The sequence below is a fragment of the [Bacillus] enclensis genome (genome assembly GCF_001456935.1).
Lineage (GTDB): Bacteria > Bacillota > Bacilli > Bacillales > Bacillaceae_B > Rossellomorea > Rossellomorea enclensis.
The window spans coordinates 266,557-289,068 of sequence record NZ_KQ758485.1; the positions used below are offsets into that span (position 1 = coordinate 266,557).

The window sequence follows — 22,512 nt, forward strand, 5'->3', positions numbered from 1 at the left end:
CAGGATAATAGCCTGTTCCAGCTTTTTATTGGAGTGGAAGGCGTAGACTCCTGCGGGAGAAGTGGCCAATGTGAGACCCCGCAGGAGCGCAAGCGACGAGGAGGCTCACGGGTCACCCGCGGAAAGCGAAGCCTTCCACGGAAATAAAAAGCGGTATATCTACTACTAAATAAGTAATGAAAGGTGCGAATCAAAATGAAACAACCATGGTGGAAAAACTCCGTCGTCTATCAAATCTACCCGAAAAGCTTCAACGACACGACCGGCAACGGCGTAGGCGACATCAAAGGAATCACCCAAAAACTCGACTACCTGAAAGAACTAGGCATCGACGTCGTCTGGCTCACACCCATCTACAAATCCCCCCAGCGCGACAACGGCTACGACATCAGCGACTACTTCAACATCCATGACGATTACGGCACCATGGAAGACTTCGATGAGCTGCTCGAAGAAGCGCACAAACGCGGCATCAAAATCATCATGGACATCGTCATCAATCATACATCAACAGAAAACGAGTGGTTCATCGAATCGCGCAAATCAAAAGACAACGAATACCGTGACTTTTACATTTGGAAAGACGGAAAGCCTGACGGATCAGAACCGACGAACTGGCAGTCCAAATTCGGTGGAAACGCATGGCAGTACGACGAGGAAACCGGGCAGTACTACCTCCATCTTTTCGATGTCACACAGGCCGACCTGAATTGGGAAAACGATGAAGTCCGCAAAAAACTGTACGACATGATGCACTTTTGGCTCAAAAAAGGAGTCGACGGCTTCCGCCTGGACGTCATCAACCTTATCTCCAAGGACCAGGATTTCCCGGACGATGACGGCTCCGTGGCACCCGGTGATGGACGCAAGTTTTATACAGACGGCCCGAAAGTTCATGAGTACATGCAGGAGATGAACAAAGAAGTCTTCTCCCAATACGACATCATGACCGTCGGGGAAATGTCGTCTACAACAATCGATAATTGCATCAAGTACTCGAACCCTGACCGCAGCGAACTCAGCATGACGTTCAATTTCCACCACCTCAAAGTGGATTACCCGAACGGCGAGAAATGGTCGGTGGCTGACTTTGATTTTATGAAGTTGAAAGACATCTTATCGACATGGCAGAGTGAAATGCATAAAGGCGGCGGCTGGAACGCGCTCTTCTGGTGCAACCACGATCAGCCGCGTATCGTGTCCCGATACGGCAATGACGGAGAGTATCGCAACGAATCAGCGAAGATGCTCGCGACAACGATCCATATGATGCAAGGTACGCCTTACATCTATCAAGGCGAAGAAATCGGGATGACCAACCCGAAATTCACAAGCATCGATGAATACCGTGATGTCGAATCGATCAATATCTTCAATATTTTAAAAGAAGAAGGAAAGTCAGAAGAGGAAATCCTGGAGATTCTCCGTCACAAATCACGCGACAACTCAAGAACACCCGTCCAGTGGAACGGTGAGGAAAACAGCGGCTTCACATCTGGAACACCTTGGATCCCGGTGGCGAAGAACTACAAAGAAATCAACGTAGAAAACGCATTGTCAGACGAAAACTCTGTATTCTACCACTACCAGAAACTGAACCGCCTCCGCAAAGAATACAGCATCATCGTAGACGGCGACTACCAGCTGATCCTGGAAGAGCATCCGGAAATCTTCGCCTACATCCGAAACGGCGACGGACAAAAACTGCTCGTAGTGAACAACTTCTACGAAAAAGAAACAACCTTCACCCTCCCATCCGAGGTAAATGTCGAAGGCTGGACCAGCGAAATCCTAATCTCAAACTACAGCGACACACCAAACCGATACAACGATATCACACTGCGCCCATACGAATCCGCAGCATTCCGTTTAACCAAATAACCTCAAGGGTACCTGCATTTAGCGGGTACCTTTTTTGGTTTTATTCCAACCTATATATAAAAACGAGTAAAAATGGTTTCTTAATAACTATTAAAATGTAATTGTTGATTTATAGACATTCCAGCTTTTGATTGGAGTGCAGGACGAAGACTCCTGCGGGAGAAGTGACTAATGTGAGACCCCGGAGGAGCGCAGCGACGAGGAGGCTCACGGGTCACCCGCGGAAAGCGAAGTCCTGCACGGAAATCAAAAGCGGCATTAAAGCTGTATCTAAATATATCCACTACAAAAAACTGTAAAACAAATATTAGCAGTTTCGACACATTTCCCGAGAAATATGTCATAATATAGTCACAACCACAAGAGGAGGGATTCCATGCAAACTGCCAACAAACTGCAAAACATCAAGTACGAAATGGAAAAAAAGCGCTCCGAGCTTCAATCCTTCGCTCTTGTCCACGGCTTCACCCACCCGGCAACCATCAGGCTGAGTCAGGAACTTGATGATTTGTTCAACGCATATACTGAACACAAAGACTCTATACATAAAAAATAGCCTGCGGAATCCAGCCGCAGGCTATTTTCTTATTCTTCTTTTTCTTTATCCTCTTCACTTGCCAGGAAGAAGATGGCCGCTACCTTCCAGCCATCATCCTTCTTGTGAAAAACCGTAACCTGTTTTCCTGAACGGGTTACTTCTTTGTCGCTGTTGGGGTCTTTGGTAGTCGCCTCTATATTAGCATAGACATCGGCTTTTTTTCCAGCATAATTGATGATTTTCATATCGCTTACCGAACGCTTCGAATCGACAGCATCAAAGATTTGCTTCACGTAGCGCTTTTCATCTTCATACTTGAAATTCACAGGCGTCTTTGAAATGACGCTCATATATGAGTCAAAGTCCTCTTCATTGAACGCATTGATATATTGATTAAAGGCATCCGTAATCGCCGTTTTCTCTTCTGCAGGAATATCTTCCACTTCTTTAATGGCGCCAGCATCTTCCACGACCTGTGTCATTTGTTGAAGCGATGCTGCTTCATCCGTTGCAGGGTCTTTCTTCGGATCCTCTTTCTGAACCTCTTCCGTATCCTTCTTCTCTTCCTTCACTTCGTCCTCGCCGCCGCAGGCAGCAAGCAACAAGGTGCTCATCCCGATACCAAGCATGATTTTCTTCCAATGTTGTGTCGACAATACTCTTCACCCTTTTCTAAAATTTGCGCTATCTCCATTCTATTGAAAATATTCGCAACACTCAAGTTGAATCTCATTTCCAGCTGACATTATGGTAAAATAATAGATGGTGATATTTATGACGAAAAGCAATAAATACAAACAAATCTTCGAAGATCTCTCGGAAAAGATACAAAATGGTACCTATAAGACGAATACCATCCTTCCCTCAGAGAACGAACTGACCGGGATGTATTCGACCTCACGCGAGACGATAAGGAAAGCGCTTACACTTCTCGCGCAGAAAGGCCTGATCCAAAAACTTCGCGGCAAAGGTTCACTCGTGCTGGATGTGTCACGCTTAAACTTCCCTATCTCAGGACTGGTCAGCTTCAAAGAGCTCCAATCTTCAATAGGCCGGGAGGATATTGAGACCACCGTTCATGAATTCGGCCTTGAGAATGCAGACAGCAGCCTCTCTTCCATTTTTGAAGTGGCAGACAGCACAGAAATTTGGAATGTTGTCCGCTCCCGGCGCATTCAGGGTGAAAGAATCATCCTGGACAAGTCTTATTTCCTTAAATCCGAGGTTCCCCTGCTCACAAAGGAAATCTGCGAGAACTCCATTTACGAGTACTTGGAAAAGGAACTGGAGCTGCCGATCGACTTTGCCAAAAAGGAAATCGTCGTTGAGGAATGCACGGATGAAGATCGCAGATACCTTGATCTGGACGACTATGATCATGTGGTCGTCGTGAAGAATTATGTGCATTTGAAGGATGCAACGCTATTTGAGTATACTGAGTCCCGGCACAGGCTGGATAAATTCCGGTTTGTGGATTTTGCGCGGCGGAAGAACTAAAAAATCCACTCCTGCTGCTTCGGGAGTGGATCTTTTTTATTCTTCCTTCTGTTCAGAGTCTATAGTTCCACTGGGATTATTGCTGCCCGCTTGAACGGATGCCCCGGTTTCTTCCACCTGGTCCCCGGAAGCAGGCTCATCGGCTTCTCCCTCTTGCCCAGTTGGATTCCCCTCTTCAGCTTCCGCAGGTTCACCTTCTTGTCCAGTATCCGTTGAAGGCTGCTCAGCTGCAGGTTCTTCCGCTTCCTCTTTTTCCGGTTTTTCAGTAGCAGGCTGTTCAACTGGAGGTTCTTCTTTTTTCTTTGTTTTTTCTTCATCCTTCTCCACTTCCGGCTTTTCTTGTACGGCCGGTACTATGGTTTCTTTCAATTTAGCCGTATCAACTGAAACGGAATATGTCTCATCTACATAGTGATGAAAAGCCTGGATTCGATACGGAAGTGATTCAGTTTCGCATGAATCCCTCGGCAGGTCCGGCTTCACGGTAAGCGTCTGTCCCGGTTTCAATTCTTTGCTTTTTACTGATTCATAGCCGCTCCCCGCAGACAGGGAAACGGTGACGGTGGTATTCATCTCTGATATATTCTTCACTTTTAACGTGTGCTGGATCCTGCATTGTTCCCCGTAACGGACTTTCGAGGACTGAAATTCGAGCAGATCCTTGGTTGTGGCATTCGTAATCGTTCCTGTTGCACTCGTCTCCGATGTGAGCCAGGCATAGGTGCCGGGTGCCGCTGTCATGGCAAAGGAAACCAAGTAGACGATAAACAGGCTCAGGAAGGTGCCCAGAACAACATTGGGCTTTCTTTTTTTCACGTTCACTTCTTCAGATTCGGTGTGGATCACCCTCATTTCGTTCCCCTCTCGTGAAGGCGGGCAGCCTTCACAAGGCTGCCTGGCCAAGTATCATTATTTCTTATTTTCAAATTTGCCGCCTTGATCCGTCTGTTTCGCCTCGACGTTCAAGCTTCCGCTGTAAACAGCACCCTGGTATTCATTCCCGGCTTTTTGATCAAGCTTGACATCGAATACGATGTCGATATATTGATTCGGATTCAGTTTGAAGAATTTATCATTTCCTACCTTATAATACTTGCTTGATCCTTCAGCAGATTTCGCCATGGCTGCCATCGCTTGCGCTTCCTCGATCGTTACTTCACCTGTGATCACTTCTACACCTTCAGGTAATGATGGTGCTGCCGATTTTGCAAGGCTCATCGATGGATTAATATTTCCGTTGTAGAAGCCCCTCTCCCATGCCATTCTCCAATCCTTCAGTACATCCCCGCTTGGTTTCTCTTTATATTTGAAAGCCAGGTAGTAAATCTTATATGGATCTGCAGATGCCTTATCGACGGATCCGGTATACGTCACTTTAAGCTGCTGATCGAGGCTTCCTGTGTTTTCAAGTGTGACGAAATTCCCCATCACCACTTGCGAAGGCGCAAATGACTCCCCGCTGAATAAAGGAGTCGAAATCGATTCCCCGTTATTTACGGACAATGTACCGTTTTCAATCGTTCCCACAGCCTGTGTACTGGATGTGAACCATGAGTATGTACCGTATCCTGCACTTACTACCAAGGCTCCCGCCAATGATGTTGCCAATAATGCTTTCTTTACATTTTTCATATTCTTTTTTCCTCCCCAAATTGGATATATATTTTTTTAGTGAAAATATTAATGAACCTTTGCAGTCTTCTCTTTATCATTTAAATACTTGGATATGCGCTGGTAGACTTCTATCAGGATGTAAAGCAGGAACGGCAGCAGGACAAATAATGAGAAACCAAGTTTACTGGAAATGAGTTTCGCTATGTACCCGGCATTCGGCAGGATGAAGGCGACTTTTCCTATGACATTGGCAGGCTTGGCCCTTTCCCCATCCTCTACATTATTATTGTCACCCTTGGTTATGAATCCTTGCGGGGTTACCTCTGCGACCCGGTGGGTGACGACCCGCTTTTGAGCAGTTTGGAAAGTGAGGATATCCCCTTTCTTGATTTCTTCGGTTATTGCTTCCTTCACCAGGATCATATCCCCTGCACTGATTTCAGGTTTCATACTGTTTGTCAGCACCGTCATCGGTTTGTATCCGAAAAAGGACGGAACCTTCATTGGATCCTTCTTAGCTTGATACGTTGAAAATAGTAAAAACACAATACTGCATAAAACAAATACTGTCAGGAAATACATCGCAACTTTTGCTAGTTTCTTTCCCACCAACTCCCCTCCTCTATTCAATTTCTTTGCCTGTACACAAATCTACTAGAATTATATGGAAGTGTCAACGTTATTAAGAACAAAACGTTCGCTAAAAAGCGACAAAATCCTTCTGTTTTTCTTAACGCGTCCATCATTACTCCGTTGTACATAAAAGTCAATCATGACGAAGAATGAGACGCTCTTTTTGTTCTTTAAAACGAACTTTCCGTTTACTTACCTGTAATGTTTTATGTCGTTTTTTGATGAGCAACTCTTCTACCAAATTGATTTTTAATAGAATAATATAGGAATGTAACAAACTAACATTAGGGGGTTTTTTATGAGCAAGCTATTGAAAGCAGGTCTCACTTCCGTCGTCGTGGCAGGTACATTATTTGCCGGTATCCCGGTTTCGGCGGGTGTGCAGACGGTAAGTGATGTAAAAGTAAAAGAAGAAAATCATGCTTCACATTTCAAGGGTACATTGGATTTATCCTTGGTCAATGATGAGAAATTGCTTGATTCATTGATCAAACGTGGGAAGATTTCTTCCAAGGCTTCCGATGCCACCAAACAAAAAGCACTCGAGCAGTATATTGAACTGAAAGGAAAGAAAGTCGAGGACACCAGCGGTAAAAAAGACCCGATCATCGGGAAAGTAAAGGCCGCTGAGTCCGAAAAGCATGAGAAATTCAAAAAGGAAACCTTAAAGGGGAGCTCAGGGAAACTGGAGGGAAGCACCGCGCATCCTAAACCGGTGAAAGAATCGCCTTCTCCCGGCGTGGCGAAAAAAGGGAAACTTCTCACCATTATGGTGGAATACTCGGATTTCGAACACAACAATATCCAGCCTCACGAAACCGATAACTACTATTCTGATTACAATACTGAGCACTTCGAAGAGATGATCTTCGGTGAGGATGGTGTGAAAGGTCCGAACGGGGAAGACTTTGTTTCCCAGAAGCAGTTCTATGAAGAACAGTCCGGAGGGACTTATACCATAGAAGGAAAGGCTTACGGCTGGCTGAAGGTTCCGGGGACGGCGAAATACTACGGCGCCGACAATGCTAACGGGGGCCACGATAACGTAACACCTGGCGGTTCAAAGCAATTGATCGTCGATACTTATGCAGCAGCATTAGAAGCAGGGATTCCTCTTGAAGACTATGATCTGGAAGATCCGCATGATCTTGATGGAGACGGAAACTACTGGGAGCCGGATGGCTTGGTTGACCACTTGCAAATCATCCATGCAGGAATGGGTCAGGAAGCAGGCGGCGGTTCACTGTATGATGATGCCATCTGGTCTCACCGTTCCGCTAAATTCGTAGATCCCGATGGTCTCGGTAAAGGCAAGCCTGGATTCTATGATTACACAGTAATGCCTGAAGACGGGGCAACCGGTGTATTCGCCCATGAATACGGCCATGACCTCGGACTGCCGGATGAATACGATACGATTTATTCAGGCGCAGGAGATGCGGTAGAATACTGGTCGATCATGTCCGCGGGATCCTGGGCAGGAAAAATCCCGGGAACCGAGCCGACAGGATTTTCTCCATGGGCAAAAATGTACTTACAATCGACTCTAGGCGGGAATTGGACATCCCCTGAGGTGGTTGATCTGGAAGACCTGAATAAAAAGGGAACGGACTTCCTTTTAGACCAGGCAAATTCTCCTAACGGCCGGAACCATCAGGCCCTTCAGGTAAATCTGCCGGAGAAGAAAACACCTGTAAACACCCCTGCTTCCGGCAGCTATGAGTATTGGGGCGGGCAGCAGGATGAAATCGACACCAATATGGAGGTCGATCTTGATCTGACAGGTAAATCGTCCGTTGAGCTGACGTTCGATGCCTGGTATGACATTGAAGAACAGTGGGATTTCGGCTTTGTACAAGTGTCCACTGACAATGGTGAATCATGGACTTCTTTAGGTAATGAGAATACGAGTAGTGATGCGGTACCTGAAGCATATCCTACCATTTTGGACTCGATGCCTGGCTTCACGGGTAATTCGAATGGCTGGGAAGCCCAATCGTTTGACCTGAATGAGTATGCAGGTAAAAACATTAAGCTGAGACTGCGTTACGCTACCGACTGGGGTACATCCCATGTAGGATTCTTCGCGGATAATATCAAAGTGGTTGCAGACGGAGCCACTATTGTCGAGGATGGAGCTGAATCAGACAGTTCTTCTTTCATGTTAAATGGGTTTGAACGTTTCGACGGATCTAAATATACAGATCACTATTATTTACTGGAGTGGCGTAATCACCAGGGGGTCGATGAAGGGCTGGCACACATCGCACGCGGCAGCTCGCTGATGAAATATGATGGCGGCCTTGTTGTATGGTACGTGGATGATTCCTTCACCGAGAACTGGACCGGAATCCATCCTGGGGACGGCTTCCTCGGTGTGGTGGATGCTCATGATGATACGAAGATGGTATGGAGTGACGGCACTCCGGCCTCGAGCCGCTACCATGTAGCTGATGCCGCCTTTAATTTCTTCCCTACGTCAGGGATGAACCTGGTCTATCCGGACACGACATTGACTCTGGAAAGCCAGCGCGGGGTTCCGTTATTTAATGACGGTAAAGATTATAATAACAAATTCCTTCCTGATGCAGGACGCAATCTCACTAAGTATGGATTGAAAGTGCTCGTTACCGACCAAGCCAAGGATAAGTCGGTCGGGAAGGTAAGATTGTCAAGATAAAGGTTGGTAATCCGTATAGGTTGGGACACGCGATGGGCATATCGTGTGTCCTTTTTTTCGAAAAAAACAGTCCCCCCATATGGGGGGACTGTTTTTCTAACGACAACTTACAAACCCTGTTTTATTATTTATCGCACCTCGACCCAGCCATTCTTAATCGCTGTCACAACAGCCTGGGTACGGTCGTTTACGTTCATCTTTTGAAGAATGTTACTTACATGGTTTTTAACCGTTTTCTCACTGATATACAGAGCTTCACCGATCCCGCGGTTGCTCTTTCCGTCAGCAAGCATCTGCAGTACTTCACATTCGCGGCGCGTCAGTAAATGCAATGGGCGGCGAACTTCGGACTGCTGGAATCCGCCCGCGCTTTGTGCGTTTGCCAGGCGCTTATATTCTGCCACTAGGTTGTGGGTTACTTTAGGATGGACATATGACCCACCTTCTGCAACCACTTTCACCGCTTGAATCAGTGCTTCGGAGTCCATTTCCTTTAGAAGATATCCAAGTGCACCCGTTTTCAATGCGTGATTGACATAGTTCTCATCATCGTGGATAGAGAGGATGATGACCTTCGTTTCCGGATATTTATCCATCAGTTCACGGGTAGCTTCCACCCCGTTTGTTTCAGGCATGTTGATGTCCATCAGAACGACATCCGGTTCGTGGGTTTCCACAAGGTTGATTGCTTCAGATCCATCATCGCCCTCCGCAACCACATTAAAGGAAGCCTCAAATTCCAGAATGCGTTTTACTCCTTCTCTGAATAACTGGTGATCGTCGATGATTACAATATTTGTTGACATGTCATTCGCCTCCCTAATCCTTCGAAAAAAATTTATTTATTGAGCGGAACCTGGATCAATACAACGGTTCCTGCCCCTAATTTAGAGTCAATCGTGATGTCTCCTTCGAGAAGGTCGACACGTTCTTTCATCCCCATGATGCCAAAGGATCCCGTTTTTTGTGTTTCTATATCGAATCCTTTGCCGTTGTCTTTGACCACAACGGTTATCTTGTCTTTCTTCACTTCCACTTTCACTTGGATATGTGTCGATTCAGCATGTTTCAACGCATTCTGTACACATTCCTGGACCAGCCTGAACAAGGCGACTTCATATTTGGAAGGCAGCCTGATATCAAGGCCGATATTCACGAATTGGATGCTTGTTTTATGGTTATATTCTTCGATTGTGCTTAAGTACTTTCTGAGGGTCGGGATCAATCCGAGGTCGTCGAGCGCCATCGGCCTGAGATCGTAGATGATACGGCGCACCTCGTAAAGGGCGGACCGGACCATCTTCTTCAGGTCGCGGATCTCCTTGATCGCTTCCTCCGAGCCTTTTTCCCTGTAAACCCTGTCGATCAAATCAGAACGCATCAGGACGTTGGCCATCATCTGCGCGGGGCCGTCATGGATTTCCCGTGACAGGCGCTTCCGCTCTTCCTCCTGCGCTTCGATGATCTGCAGCCCGAAATCCTGGCGCTGCTTTGCATCTTCCAGTGCCTCATTCACTTGTCTAAGATCACTATTGAGATAATTTAGGACGACCGATATCTGCGTACATAAATGCTCGGCACGGTCAATTGTATCGCCCAAAGACTGCAGGCGTCTCTGCAGCTCATCCCGGCGGTCCCGCAGCTGCTTTTCTAGCTGACGGTTCATCGACAGCTTCATTTGAAGGTCGTGGGCTGCTTCATATGCTTCCCTGACCTGATCTTCCGAATAGGTCTGGAAATGCTTGCTCACTTCAGAAAGCCTGAGTCTCGCTAGTCTTGATTTACGCGTCAGGTCATCGCCTTCATCAATGACCTTGACCACCATTTCCTTTACTTCTAATAATTCATTGTTTAAGTCTTCAAAGTCGTTTCTGCATTGTTCACCGATCTGGAAGATTTCATCCTTGCTGTGATCGACCGTCTCCACCATTTTCTCAAGGATGAGGTCCAGCATCTTGGTGTTTATTTTTTTAAGTGACACGGTACACCCCTCTTTTGGTTCCACGTTTCATTTATACCCAGAAAGATCGTTGCTGATATCCATAAGGTAGTATTCTTATATAATAACTAATGGATTTTTTATCGCAGTGCCACGCGATGGCATGTCTAACTACCTATAGTTTCATTTATAAAATATACCTATAATAAATTCAATGCAAAATCGATAATATCCTTTATTCATCTAGGCATATTTCTCCGCAATACCTTTATATCAGGGTTTTTACGGTCCTTTCCTGTGAGTCCCCTTAAAAGAGACCATTCACCTACGAACATAAGTTAGGAACACAGGAAGTAGTATGTTCAGCGTCAATTATACCATGTCATATATTGTCGGAGATTAAAGTTTCGTTACATTGTATTACCATTATTTCATGTAGAACCATTTATTTCCTTGTCGAAACTTCGGAATCAGTGCAATTTTTCACTATGTACTTTATAGTAGTAATAGTAATTAAGCCTGAATTATATACCCTTTCTATATATACGGTAAACATCTTTAATTGGAAGGAGAATACAAATTGTTACATCGATATAATACTGTAAAAGGATACGGAGAAAATGAAATCAATATCGAGCGCTCACGCTTCATTGCATACGTAAACCGGGCAGAAACTGAAGAAGAGGCCAAGGCTTTCATTGATGATATTAAGAAAAAACACTGGGACGCCAATCATAACTGCTCCGCTTATATGATTGGGGAGAATGATCTCATCCAGAAGGCGAACGATGACGGGGAGCCGAGCGGCACAGCGGGGGTTCCGATGCTAGAAGTGCTGAAAAAGCGCGGCCTCAAAGATACAGTGGTTGTCGTGACACGTTATTTTGGCGGTATCAAATTGGGCGCCGGAGGGTTGATCCGTGCATACGGGAAATCTGTATCAGAAGGATTAGATGCCACCGGTGTCGTCGAAAGAAAGCTGATGCGCATCATGAAAACGAAGATTGACTATACCTGGCTTGGGAAAGTAGAGAACGAAGTACGTTCCTCTCATTATCAATTGAAAGACATTCATTATCTTGATGCTGTGGAAGTGGAGGTCTATGTTGAGGAAGCATCCAAAGATTCTTTTATCGACTGGATGACCGAACTCACAAACGGACAAGGGGAAATCACAGAAGGAGAAGTTGAATACCTTGAGACTTTAGCGGAGTAATGCAGCGAGGGCGGGTCTTTAGCACGCTAAAGGTCCGTCCTTTATTTTGTAATAAAACTTTTATTTTACGGTAATGGGATTGCATAGTAGAATGAAAGTTAGGTTAATTCGGCGAATTTTGAAAAACTTACATATCCCGTTATAAAGGAGTTCAATAAATGGATCGTTACAATTCAAAGCAGCAAAGAAAGAAAAAGCGCAGGAGGAGGATTTTTTATTTTATCATCGTCCCCCTGCTGATCATCACATTCTCGGTTGCGGGCTACGGTGCCCTGCTCTATAAGAAAGCCGAGACAGTTTTCAATGATTCCTTCAATAATATAGAAGGAAGGGAAAAATCCGACCTGCGGGACAAGCAGGTTGACCCCAATATTGACAATGTTTCCATCTTATTTATAGGTGTGGATGAAAGTGATACCCGCAACTATGGCAGTTCCACCCGTTCTGACGCCCTGATGCTTGCCACACTGAATGAAAAAAATAAATCAGTCAAGCTTGTCAGTATCCCGCGTGATTCTTATGTATATCTTCCAGAAGTAGGCTACAACACAAAGATCAACCACGCTCATGCATTCGGCGGACCGAAAGCTTCCATTGAAGCAGTCGAGTCCCTGTTTAATATCCCCGTCGATTATTACGTCAAAATGAACTTTCACGCTTTTATCGATGTGGTTGATGCCCTTGACGGCATCAATGTCGAAGTTCCATATGAAATGTACGAACAGGATTCCACCGATACGAAAGATGCCATCCACCTGATGCCTGGAATGCAGACGCTTGATGGCGAAGAGGCGCTTGCCCTTGCCCGTACACGGAAAATGGACAACGATATCGAGCGCGGTAAACGTCAGCAGGAGATCCTGAAGGGTGTCATGAAGAAAGCCATCTCTGCCAATGCCTTGACGAAGTACGATGATATCATACAAGCCATCGGCGACAATATGGAGACGAATATGACGTTTGATGAGATGAAAGCTTTATCCAGTTACGGTCTTAAGAAAAAGCTTGATATGAACACCCTCTCGCTTGAAGGGGAAGATTCCTACATTGATGGTGTGTATTACTGGCAGCTGGGTGATACCAGTGTAGCCAATACTGCCATTGAATTACAAGAGCACTTGGAAGTGGAGACAAACACTGCAGACAGTTCGGAAGATTCCACGGCCGAGACGAACAACGGAGAAGATGCATACGAAACAGAAGAAAGCGATGCTGCTTCTTATTGATCGATGGAAGTGTTTCCGGTAAATAAAAATATCAAACGCACGGCGGGTGTCATGACGGATGACGGCCCGCTGTGCGTTTGTTTATTTTTGTATTCTTCAGCGCCTGCCTCAGGTAATATAAAAGGCAGCCCATTCTAAAGAGCTGCCTTCCTGCTGCTTTAATTAAATTTATAAACAGGACCAATGAGCTTATCATCATTGATCATGATGAGTACATAATCATATCCGTTTTCTTCTATCAACTGTTCAAAGGTCTTCTTTTTATAGTGTCTCAAATCAACTACATCAATTTGGGAAAATTTCTGAGCGATCAGGGAAACCATCGGGTTTGTATAAGAATCCTTTGAAATAAGGACTTTCTTATCGTTATCTGCAAGTGGATTCTGGATACTGAGCATGGCATAATCACCTGTAAACAGATGTTTATATTCTACCAGCTTTTCTTCCCTGTTTCTTGCCAACGCAAAAACATCATCGACAGAAACGTCCCTGCCGTTTGCAGAAACCTTATAGGATTCAAATTCTTCTTTAGGGTATTTAATACACATATTCTCATTGGAAGCATCCACCATCATATATAGCTGGCGGTTATAGCTTCCTTCGAATGCCTTGTTTGGAAAGCATTCTTCTTTATATTCTTTTTCATCAACCGGGATGTCAAGGTGGTCAGCAAGCTTTTCAAATGCGTAGAATGCTCCGTTCACATTCCAGTGATGATCTGTTTTATAGTAGAGGGAATTTATTTCTTCCGAAGATAATTCTTTCTCCATCTTCTTCCCTATATCAAGTACTTCTACTTCTGTCTGGTCCAGTTGCTCCATCATAAATTTTTTACTCTTGATCCCTTTATCTTCCATTATATAGGAAGGCTTATCGATATTAACATGATTCACCTTATGCGGCAAAGACACATAAATCAATCTTGAACCTGCCTCTTCAGCCGTTTTATTAACGCCTTCCAGATTTTCAACAGCCTTTTTCATATCTTTCGTCCGGTATGAGGTATCCGGCTTCGGCATGATCCAATTTCGATCCGTAATGTAATAATCATAGATAAACGTTTTATCGGTAGACCTCTGGAAATTCAGATATGATTTTACCCATACATTCCTCCCCGGGAATTGGTCGGTAAAGTATTTTTCGAAATCCTCCATGTAAGTCCCATCCGTAAGTTTGTCAATCGTCATGTCGGGCTTCTGCTGCAGATTCCTGTTTTCAAACCGTGAAACTTCATTGGCTCCCATAAATTGAATATAGGGGGCCATGATAAAGATAAACGTCAAAAAAGCCACGATAAATATCTTATTTAACAATGATATCCCCCTCTTTTAAAATCGGAAATAAATGAACGGATTATAGGTTGAATTCACCAGAAGAATCGTAACCAGCACCATGAAAACCATATAGCCGGCGTATTTCATTCCCTGATAAGCAGTGTTCATGAATTTGTTTTCCCCAATTTTCTCCATCGTCCAGCGATTCAGTGCCACAAATACCGGTGTACTGAAAATGATTCCCAGAAGGAACACGTACCAATTATCATTCCAGGTGATATGGGCCTGAGTGTCAGTCAAGATATGCTGGTTGAAACCGAACATCGTTTGGAGAAATTCAAATGAGTAACTGAAGTTGTCAGCCCTGAAAAACACCCAGCCGATCATGACCAGTATGAGAACATACGCATGCTGTAAGGGCGACCATAACCTGGATAGAAGCTTGCCAAGTCCCAGACGTTCAAGCACGATCAGGAACCCATAATAGAAGCCCCATGCCAAGAAGGTCCAGCTGGCACCATGCCAGAATCCGGTGATGGTCCATACAATAAGTAGATTCCGCACAGTCATGAATGTGCTTCCCCTGTTACCGCCTAGCGGGATGTATACATAATCCTTGAACCAGGTCCCTAAAGAAATATGCCATCTTCTCCAGAACTCTGCGATGCTCTTCGAAATGTAAGGGAAATTGAAGTTCTCTTCAAAATCAAATCCGAACATCTTCCCTAAACCGATCGCCATATCACTGTAGCCGGAGAAATCAAAATAAATCTGCAGTGTATATGCGGCGATTCCAAGCCAGGCAGTAGCGATGCTCATTTCACTTGGATTCATGGCAAAGATGGTATCGGCAATTTCACCGAAACCATTCGCAAGCAGCACTTTTTTCGAAAGGCCTACAATAAAACGGCGGATTCCTTCTGCCACTTTTGCATGAGTGGATATCCGGCTTTTAATCTGTTCAGCAACGGTATTGTAGCGGACAATCGGCCCCGCGACCAATTGCGGAAAAAGCGAGATGTATAACGTGAGATCCAAGAAGCTCTTCTGTACCTTTGTGTCCTTCCTGTAGACATCAATGATATAACTGATCGCCTGGAAGGTAAAAAATGATATACCGATTGGTAATGGAACGCTTTCTGCATTGATATCCAGATTCAAGACCTGATTAACATTATCAATTAGGAAATTGATATATTTATAGTATCCAAGAATCGCAAGGTTTCCAATCACCGCTAATGCGACCATCACCTTTTTGAGCTTCTGATCCTTGAAATAATCGATGGCCAATCCAAATATGTAGTTTAATAGAATGGAGAAAAGCATCAGAAACACATACTTTGGCTCTCCCCACGCATAAAAGACAAGGCTGGCACAAATAAGGACAAAGTTTTTCAGTTCTTTTCTTGCAATAAAATAAAAGAAAAGAACGACCGGCAGGAACATGAAAATAAAAACCAAATTACTGAAAACCATTAAATTCTTTCTCCCTTTTTTAGTCTATTCACGTTGCAATTTTCAAATTTTTAACCAAAGTAAATTCTATCATACTGAACAAGAATTGCTATATTTTATTTTAGATTTGTAACAAAATGTAATATTATATCCTATATTGTCGCATAAAAGCATAAAAAAACAGGGAACAAATTATTCCCTGTCTTTCTTCTATTTTCTTGTCCCTCTTGCCTTTACAAACTTCAGCAGAGGCTGGTAATTCGAATTAACAAGTCCGATGCTTTCAATGAAGACCTCCAAGGCAACAAGCAGAATGGCGATAACGATAAGTCCGCCCCATACTGTCGACATCGAGAAGATAATCGCTGCCAGACTGAACATGGCTGCAATCGCATAAATCAGGATGACGGTCTGCTTGTGAGTGAATCCAAGCCGCAGCAGACAGTGATGCAGATGTGATTTATCGGGCGCAGATATAGGGGTCTTATTGATTTTCCTTCTAAGGATGGCGAAGAACGTGTCCGAAATCGGCACTCCCAGAATGATCAATGGGATGATGAGTGAAATCATCGTTACGTTCTTGAATCCAAGCATGGAAAGCACCGCAATCATATACCCAAGGAACAATGCTCCGGTGTCACCCATAAAGATCTTTGCAGGGTGAAAATTGAAATAAAGAAAACCAAGGGTGCTCACAAGCAGGATCAGAGCCATCGTCATCACAAAAGCGTCGCCTTTCATGACTGCCATGAATCCGATGGTTGCAAGTGCTATCGTGGAAACACCGGCAGCAAGGCCATCGAGGCCGTCAATGAAATTGATTGCATTCGTGATGGCCACGATCCAGATGATCGTGATCGGAATGCTGAACATCCCGAATTCAAGCTGTCCACCGAATGGAAGATTGATGAATTCAATCTGAACGCCGCCGAGTACTACGATGAAAGCAGCGACCAGCTGGCCAATAAATTTATAACGCGGTGCCAATTCAAAGATATCATCCGCCATTCCCGTAAGGAGGATAACGACACTCCCAAGAATGATGGGCAATACAGATGGATCCTCCGGGCGCAGAATCAAAAAACCAATAATGAATCCGATGAAGATCGCCAGGCCGCCGAGACGGGGCATGATCTTCTGATGTACCTTCCGGTGATTGGGCTTATCGGTTGCCCCTATTTTATATGCGAGTTTTTTGACTAATGGTGTCGAGACCAGCGTTAACAAAAAACAGATGATTAAGGTCGTAATTAACATAATTGTCACACCTCTTGTAGTTAAGTTACCCGTTAAGATACCTAGCGAAACAGGTAATTAATACATGGTCATTTTAGTAACTTCAAGTATACATTATATACGTTATTGGCGAATTGCTCTATAGAAAAATGTCTTTTGCTGTAACTTTCTAACTTTTTGCCCATGGATGGCAGGGCCCCTGTGGTCTTCAAATCTATTGCCAGCTCTATTCTGGCTGCCAAGGCTTCAGGATTTTCGACAGGTATGATCCACCCGTAACGATCATCAGGTATGAGCTTATTTACCCCACCCACATCCGTGGTGATGACCGGTACCCCTGCTCTTGCAGCCTCCAGCAGGACGAGGGGGAAGCTTTCGCTGTATGAAGTGAGGATCGCTGCATCGGCAGCCGGGTAGATCTTTTCGACATCATTCCGGTGTCCCAGGAAATTCACAACATTCCCCAGTCCAAGTTCGACCGTGCATTTTTTTAGTTCTTCTCTTTGCTGTCCATCCCCGACAATGAGAAGCTTCACTTTCCCATTATGAGTCCCGTTCACATTTTGCAGTGCCTTCAATGCAACCTTATGACCTTTTACCGGTTCAAGCCTTGCGACCATGATGAGGACAAAGTCTTCCTCTGAAAGCCCAAGCTCTTCCCTTCTGTATGGCTTCGGCAGATTTTTTTCAAAGTCGATCCCATTTAACATGACAGATACCCTTTCCGATGGAATATTGAAACCTGCCGTTAAAATTTCTTTAAACCGGTCTGAGATGGCTAACAAGTGATCAGCCTTTCTCAGGGCTCTTTTATTCGCCAAGGTATACACAAGGCCAAGGGCGCCCTTACCCATGAAATCATCTCTCGGGTCACTGTGTACTGTCGCCAGCCATTTCACATCTGTCAACGTCCGGATCAGCATCCCGTAACAATTGGCACGGGCTCCGTGCGTATGAATAAGATCGATCTCATTTTCACGGATGAACCGTGTTATTTTTTTAATAATGGAAAAATCGAATTTGGTTCGCTGGAGAAAAAGGACGGTTTGAATATCTGAATCCATTGCCCGCTCGTACATTTCCCCTTGTTCGAACACACCTAAATAAAACTCAGAGTGATTAAGCTCATTTAATAAAGAAAGGATATGAAACATGCCGCCGCCGGTTTCGTTGCCGGCATTCAGATGTAAGACCTTCATTTGAACCATCCTTTCTTTTAAATAATCAGTAAACCACTAAGCCCTGGATGTCAGGACCCGGATCAGGAACCTGGGGATTACGAGCATCCTCTTCCATCTGGAAGGCTGCTGAAGCAGGCGGTAAAACCATTCCAAATGAATCTTCTGCCAGAATACCGGTGCCCTCTTCAAGTGGCCGGCTAGAATATCGATACTGCCTCCGACTCCGATAAACACACCTTTTTCCACTTTGGGCATATTTTGTTTGATCCAATTCTCCTGACGGGGACATCCAAGCGCCACCAGGACCAGATCCGGTTTCACCCGCTGTATTTCTTCAATCACCGTGTCATCGTCGTCATCGAAATAACCGTGATGGTAACCCGCGAGATTCAAATCGGGATACTTCGACCTAATATTTTTCACCGCACTTTCAAGGATTTCATTCTTTGCCCCCACTATGTAGACTTTCAAGTGATGAAGATTGCTTAGTGCGAGAAAGTCCTCCATTAATTCAAACCCGGGCACTCTCTCCTTAAGCGGCTCCCTCTTCATCTTGGAAGCAATGACGACCCCGATCCCGTCCGGTACGATGAAGTCTGCCTTGCTCAGCGTATATAAAAAATCCCGATCCTTATGTGCCTGCATCACGATCTCCGGATTGGCCGTCACGATGAATCCTTTTTTCCCCTCTTTAAGATATTGATGAAAGACGTCATTTACCACATCATTTTTTGTTTTATTTAAAAAAGGGATATCCAGAATTTGTACATATTGATTCTTCATCTCTTCTACTACCTTTCAGCAATAAACTTTATTTTCCATTCTATCTCAGACGCGCCCATACTGAAATAGCTATTCGGTTAAAAATGTTTACAGTACAATGACATCCATCATTTGATCATTTTTAGAGGAATTTCCGTTCGACATCTATAATAAAATAAAAAAGATGGCCTTCAATCGTTGTCATCGATTCTTCATCGTTTCTTTAGGAATCTTTACAAAACCTTAAATATAACTATAAATTTCTTCATTAAGCTAATACTAGAGTTAACCTTTTCACGAAAGCATCATCAGGAAGGTGGTATTTTTTTGCTGACCAGAAACCGGAGGATCCTTCTTCTCCTCGTCATCGGGGTGTTGGTTCCGCTGCTCATTCAACATCCGATCGCCGCGTACCTTTGTACACTTGCCGTTCTCGCACTAATTTTAAAAGATAAAGTGAGCGGTGTTCTTTTCTTATTTGTATACTTCCCAATACGGCCATTTTTAATAGAAGTGAATGGCGGGCTTAAGCTTACCGGGGACATCGTCATCCTGCTTCTCTTTCTATTGACATTCGTACATATGTTTAAAAAACCGGGAGCGATTGTAAGAAAATATGCGTTCACCCTGGCTTTCATAGGGTTCTGTTTGACCGGTACCATCGCTGCCTTCGCGACAGGGGTCGGGCTGCCAGCCATCATTTTTCAGAACAGGGCATTCATCATTACGTTCCTTTTGATATTCATTGCTGCTGAACTTGAAATTTCCAGGGAAGATGTTCGGCGATTCCTTTGGATCACGATCATTACGGGAATTGTCTTATCTGTTCATGGACTGTTTGAATTCATCGGGCATCGTACCGTGCTGGTACCCCAGGCTTGGGAAGAGTGGAATCTTTCGTCTGTCAATGAAATGAGGGTGTACGGCCTGACCGCGAACCCGAATGTTCTCGGTACGTACCTTTCGATTTGCCTGTTTGCCTCCCTTTATTTGTGGCAGACTTCAGAGAAGTATAAAGCTTGGCTGATCTCTGCTTCCATCCTGATGCTTGGTGTCTTATGCCTGACCTTCTCACGCGGGTCGATCCTTGCATTCGGTATCGCTTATGTCCTTTACTTTTTACTGACAAGAAATTGGAGGCTGGCCGTAAAGCTGATCATCACGGCTGTAGTAGGGCTTGCCATCATTTATTATCCGGCCAATATGGCAAGGGATTATGCGGCAGCAGGAATCGAGGATCAATCGACTAAAACTCAAGATTCACCGGACAAGACGGTTGAAAAAGAAAAGAAACCTAAGCAGGAAAGCAGGACCTCTTCCACTTTTTCAAAACGTTTCAAGGAAATGTTCTCTGATGAAATCATCCAGAAAAGTTCCGAGTGGGGAAGGCTGTATGTGGTCTTTAAGGGACTGGAAATCTATATGGAACAGCCTGTCATCGGGACCGGATTCGGAACCTACGGGGATTCGGCCACATTAAGCTACGGCTCGCCGATCGCGGAAGAATACAAGCTTCCGGCCAGGATGTACTCAGATAATCAATACATCCAGCTCCTGGTCGAGACCGGGACGATCGGGACCATTCTTGTATTGGCATTCGTGGTGTCCATCATCAGAAGATGCTGGAAAGACAGGAAGCACCCGCTCACCCCCGTCCTCTTTTCATTCCTTATCGCGATCCTGGCGATGGCACTCTTTTATAATGTGCTGGAGGAAAAGATATTGACCCTTTATTTTCATGCTGCTCTGGGGTACTTTTTACGGGAAGGTGCAGTGAAAAAACTTGACTCAAACGAAAGACTTGGATAGCGTCTGACATAATAAATAAGTTTTAAAAATGAGGAATTACATGAAAGCATCCACCCTGATCAAATCAGTCGGTTTAGTCACCATCATATCGGGTATCGGGAAGCTCCTGGGCTTCGCCCGGGAAAGCATCATCGCGGCCTATTTCGGAACGTCCGATGCCGCCGACGTCTTTTTCGTGGCAAGCCTTGTCCCAACGCTTCTTTTTACCGCCATCGGCACGGCCATCCAGGCGGGGATCATCCCGCTCTTCATGGAGGAGCGGAGCAAAAGCAACGAACATGCCAGAGGTTTGATGAGCCTGTTGGGAACCTTCCTGCTCGTCGTCTCTGTCCTGTTCATCGGAGTTGCACTCCTTTTCACCGAACCGCTGATTGCCGTGATGGCTCCCGGTTTCAATGCCGAACAGTCGGCACTGGCGGTGGAAATCACCCGGATCATGATCCCGAGCATGGTGTTCCTTACGCTGACGTCGATCTCGACCGGGGTATTGAACGCCAATAAACAATTCGTCCTGCCGGCATTTTCCGCCACCGTCCAGAACATCGTCATCATCCTGGCGACCGTGCTGCTGGCATCGACCTACGGAGTATATGGATTGTCAGTAGGAGTTCTGATCGGCGCTCTGGGACAATTCCTGATTCAATATCCTTCTTTTAAAAAGTCGGATATCGGCTTCAATTTTCAATTCAGGAGAAATAAAGACAAAATCGTCAGGATCATGGTGCTGTTCTACCCGATCATCATCGCAGCCATCAGCGTCCAGCTGAACAGCCTTGTCGACCGCATGGTATCGACAGGGCTCGAAACAGGAAGCGTGTCTGCATTGAACTATGCCAACCGCCTGCTGTGGCTGCCGCTCAGCGTCATCCTGACGCCGCTGATCACCGTCCTCTATCCGTCGATCGTGGAAGGCGCTTTGGAGAGCTATAAGAAGTTTTTCAGTATCATCCAGCGCGGTGCGTCACTCATTATTTTCGCAAGCATCCCGTTTATGATTCTGATGGTCATTTCAGGGGACAACCTGATCGAACTCGCCTTTCAGCGCGGTGCCTTCAGCAGTGAGGCGACCGATATCACGAATCAGGCATTACTGTTTTACTCAGCAGGCCTTGTCTTTTTTGCTCTAAGGGATTTTTTGATGAACGGGTTTTATGCGTTGAAGAAAACGAAATTCGCGATGTATTCATGCCTGGGGGCAGTGGTGGTTAACATTGTTTTAAGCGTTCTGCTCTCCAGGGTGATGGCGGTTGGCGGGATTGCGCTGGCTTCAAGCATTTCGATGCTCATCCAGTGCGTGGTATTATTCGGCTATCTGCTGCGCCAGCATAAAGCTGATGAGGGGTACCGGAATGGGTTTGTGAAAGAGACTGCTAAGATTCTGTCCATCGCTTTGTTGGTTTCCTGCGGTGCCATCCTCGCAGAGAATATGATGCCCGGAGGATGGAACGTTCTGATCCAGACTATTGTTCTCACCTTGCTTATCTTCGGCCTCTACCTGGCCCTGTCACTTGCATTTAAGGTACATACCATGAAGCCATTGGTCCAAAAGCTTACAAAAAGGAGTTTTTAAT

The 22,512-nt window shown here is 45.1% G+C and carries 19 protein-coding genes; 8 read left to right on the forward strand and 11 right to left on the reverse strand.

All coding sequences use genetic code 11. The features are described 5' to 3' along the window. Window positions 1-195: 195 nt before the first annotated feature. Window positions 196-1,881, forward strand: a complete 1,686-nt coding sequence (gene treC / locus AS034_RS16365; protein WP_058299364.1) for an alpha,alpha-phosphotrehalase — start codon at window positions 196-198, stop codon at window positions 1,879-1,881. Between the two features lie 376 nt (window positions 1,882-2,257). Next, complete coding sequence (locus AS034_RS16370) at window positions 2,258-2,437, forward strand: aspartyl-phosphate phosphatase Spo0E family protein (protein ID WP_058299365.1); 180 nt, start codon at window positions 2,258-2,260, stop codon at window positions 2,435-2,437. A gap of 29 nt (window positions 2,438-2,466) precedes the next feature. Here AS034_RS16370 and AS034_RS16375 read toward each other — a convergent pair whose 3' ends face one another. After that, entirely contained in the window at window positions 2,467-3,075 is a 609-nt protein-coding gene (locus tag AS034_RS16375; RefSeq protein ID WP_058299366.1) for a Cif family virulence factor, read from the reverse strand. A 118-nt stretch (window positions 3,076-3,193) separates the two neighbouring features. On the opposite strand from AS034_RS16375, the gene treR reads away from it, so the two are divergent. Further along, window positions 3,194-3,916 carry a trehalose operon repressor gene (treR, locus tag AS034_RS16380; RefSeq protein WP_141687746.1) on the forward strand — a complete coding sequence of 241 codons (723 nt, stop codon included), beginning with the start codon at window positions 3,194-3,196 and terminating at the stop codon, window positions 3,914-3,916. 36 nt (window positions 3,917-3,952) lie between these two features. On the opposite strand, the gene AS034_RS16385 is transcribed toward treR, so the two are convergent. From AS034_RS16385 to AS034_RS16395, 3 genes are read right to left on the reverse strand one after another with little or no spacing between them, the layout of a single operon-like run. Then, window positions 3,953-4,768 carry a hypothetical protein gene (locus AS034_RS16385; protein ID WP_058299368.1) on the reverse strand — a complete coding sequence of 272 codons (816 nt, stop codon included), beginning with the start codon at window positions 4,766-4,768 and terminating at the stop codon, window positions 3,953-3,955. 57 nt (window positions 4,769-4,825) lie between these two features. Further along, window positions 4,826-5,548: a M73 family metallopeptidase gene (locus tag AS034_RS16390; protein WP_058299369.1), complete on the reverse strand. Its 723-nt coding sequence runs from the start codon at window positions 5,546-5,548 to the stop codon at window positions 4,826-4,828. Window positions 5,549-5,596: 48 nt separating this feature from the next. After that, on the reverse strand, window positions 5,597-6,139 hold the full coding sequence (locus AS034_RS16395) for a signal peptidase I (RefSeq protein ID WP_058299370.1): 543 nt from the start codon (window positions 6,137-6,139) through the stop codon (window positions 5,597-5,599). 322 nt (window positions 6,140-6,461) lie between these two features. Here AS034_RS16395 and AS034_RS16400 point away from each other — a divergent pair, with 322 nt between their 5' ends. Continuing rightward, window positions 6,462-8,843 (forward strand): immune inhibitor A domain-containing protein, encoded by a 2,382-nt coding sequence (locus tag AS034_RS16400; protein WP_058299371.1) that lies wholly within the window; start codon window positions 6,462-6,464, stop codon window positions 8,841-8,843. A 128-nt stretch (window positions 8,844-8,971) separates the two neighbouring features. Here AS034_RS16400 and AS034_RS16405 read toward each other — a convergent pair whose 3' ends face one another. Together AS034_RS16405 and AS034_RS16410 are read right to left on the reverse strand one after the other, a co-directional pair. Next, on the reverse strand, window positions 8,972-9,649 hold the full coding sequence (locus tag AS034_RS16405) for a response regulator (RefSeq protein WP_058299372.1): 678 nt from the start codon (window positions 9,647-9,649) through the stop codon (window positions 8,972-8,974). Between the two features lie 32 nt (window positions 9,650-9,681). Continuing rightward, window positions 9,682-10,824: a sensor histidine kinase gene (locus AS034_RS16410; protein WP_058299373.1), complete on the reverse strand. Its 1,143-nt coding sequence runs from the start codon at window positions 10,822-10,824 to the stop codon at window positions 9,682-9,684. A 538-nt stretch (window positions 10,825-11,362) separates the two neighbouring features. Here AS034_RS16410 and AS034_RS16415 point away from each other — a divergent pair. Together AS034_RS16415 and AS034_RS16420 are read left to right on the forward strand one after the other, a co-directional pair. Then, window positions 11,363-11,998, forward strand: a complete 636-nt coding sequence (locus AS034_RS16415) for a YigZ family protein (RefSeq protein ID WP_058299374.1) — start codon at window positions 11,363-11,365, stop codon at window positions 11,996-11,998. A 158-nt stretch (window positions 11,999-12,156) separates the two neighbouring features. Next, the gene (locus AS034_RS16420) at window positions 12,157-13,224 is read left to right on the forward strand and encodes an LCP family protein (protein ID WP_058299375.1); all 1,068 of its coding nucleotides are present in this window, start codon (window positions 12,157-12,159) and stop codon (window positions 13,222-13,224) included. 158 nt (window positions 13,225-13,382) lie between these two features. On the opposite strand, the gene AS034_RS16425 is transcribed toward AS034_RS16420, so the two are convergent. The 5 genes from AS034_RS16425 to AS034_RS16445 form a co-directional block, all read right to left on the reverse strand. Further along, window positions 13,383-14,537, reverse strand: a complete 1,155-nt coding sequence (locus AS034_RS16425; RefSeq protein WP_058299376.1) for a DHHW family protein — start codon at window positions 14,535-14,537, stop codon at window positions 13,383-13,385. 15 nt (window positions 14,538-14,552) lie between these two features. Next, on the reverse strand, window positions 14,553-15,974 hold the full coding sequence (locus AS034_RS16430; protein WP_058299377.1) for an MBOAT family O-acyltransferase: 1,422 nt from the start codon (window positions 15,972-15,974) through the stop codon (window positions 14,553-14,555). A gap of 189 nt (window positions 15,975-16,163) precedes the next feature. Beyond that, window positions 16,164-17,210: a glycosyltransferase family 4 protein gene (locus tag AS034_RS16435; protein ID WP_058299378.1), complete on the reverse strand. Its 1,047-nt coding sequence runs from the start codon at window positions 17,208-17,210 to the stop codon at window positions 16,164-16,166. A gap of 68 nt (window positions 17,211-17,278) precedes the next feature. Next, entirely contained in the window at window positions 17,279-18,388 is a 1,110-nt protein-coding gene (locus tag AS034_RS16440; protein WP_058299379.1) for a glycosyltransferase family 4 protein, read from the reverse strand. Window positions 18,389-18,424: 36 nt separating this feature from the next. After that, window positions 18,425-19,153 carry a WecB/TagA/CpsF family glycosyltransferase gene (locus AS034_RS16445; RefSeq protein ID WP_058299380.1) on the reverse strand — a complete coding sequence of 243 codons (729 nt, stop codon included), beginning with the start codon at window positions 19,151-19,153 and terminating at the stop codon, window positions 18,425-18,427. 306 nt (window positions 19,154-19,459) lie between these two features. On the opposite strand from AS034_RS16445, the gene AS034_RS16450 reads away from it, so the two are divergent. Next, window positions 19,460-20,941 carry an O-antigen ligase family protein gene (locus AS034_RS16450; protein ID WP_058299381.1) on the forward strand — a complete coding sequence of 494 codons (1,482 nt, stop codon included), beginning with the start codon at window positions 19,460-19,462 and terminating at the stop codon, window positions 20,939-20,941. A gap of 40 nt (window positions 20,942-20,981) precedes the next feature. Further along, window positions 20,982-22,511: a murein biosynthesis integral membrane protein MurJ gene (gene murJ / locus AS034_RS16455; protein ID WP_058299382.1), complete on the forward strand. Its 1,530-nt coding sequence runs from the start codon at window positions 20,982-20,984 to the stop codon at window positions 22,509-22,511. Window position 22,512: the final 1 nt, after the last annotated feature.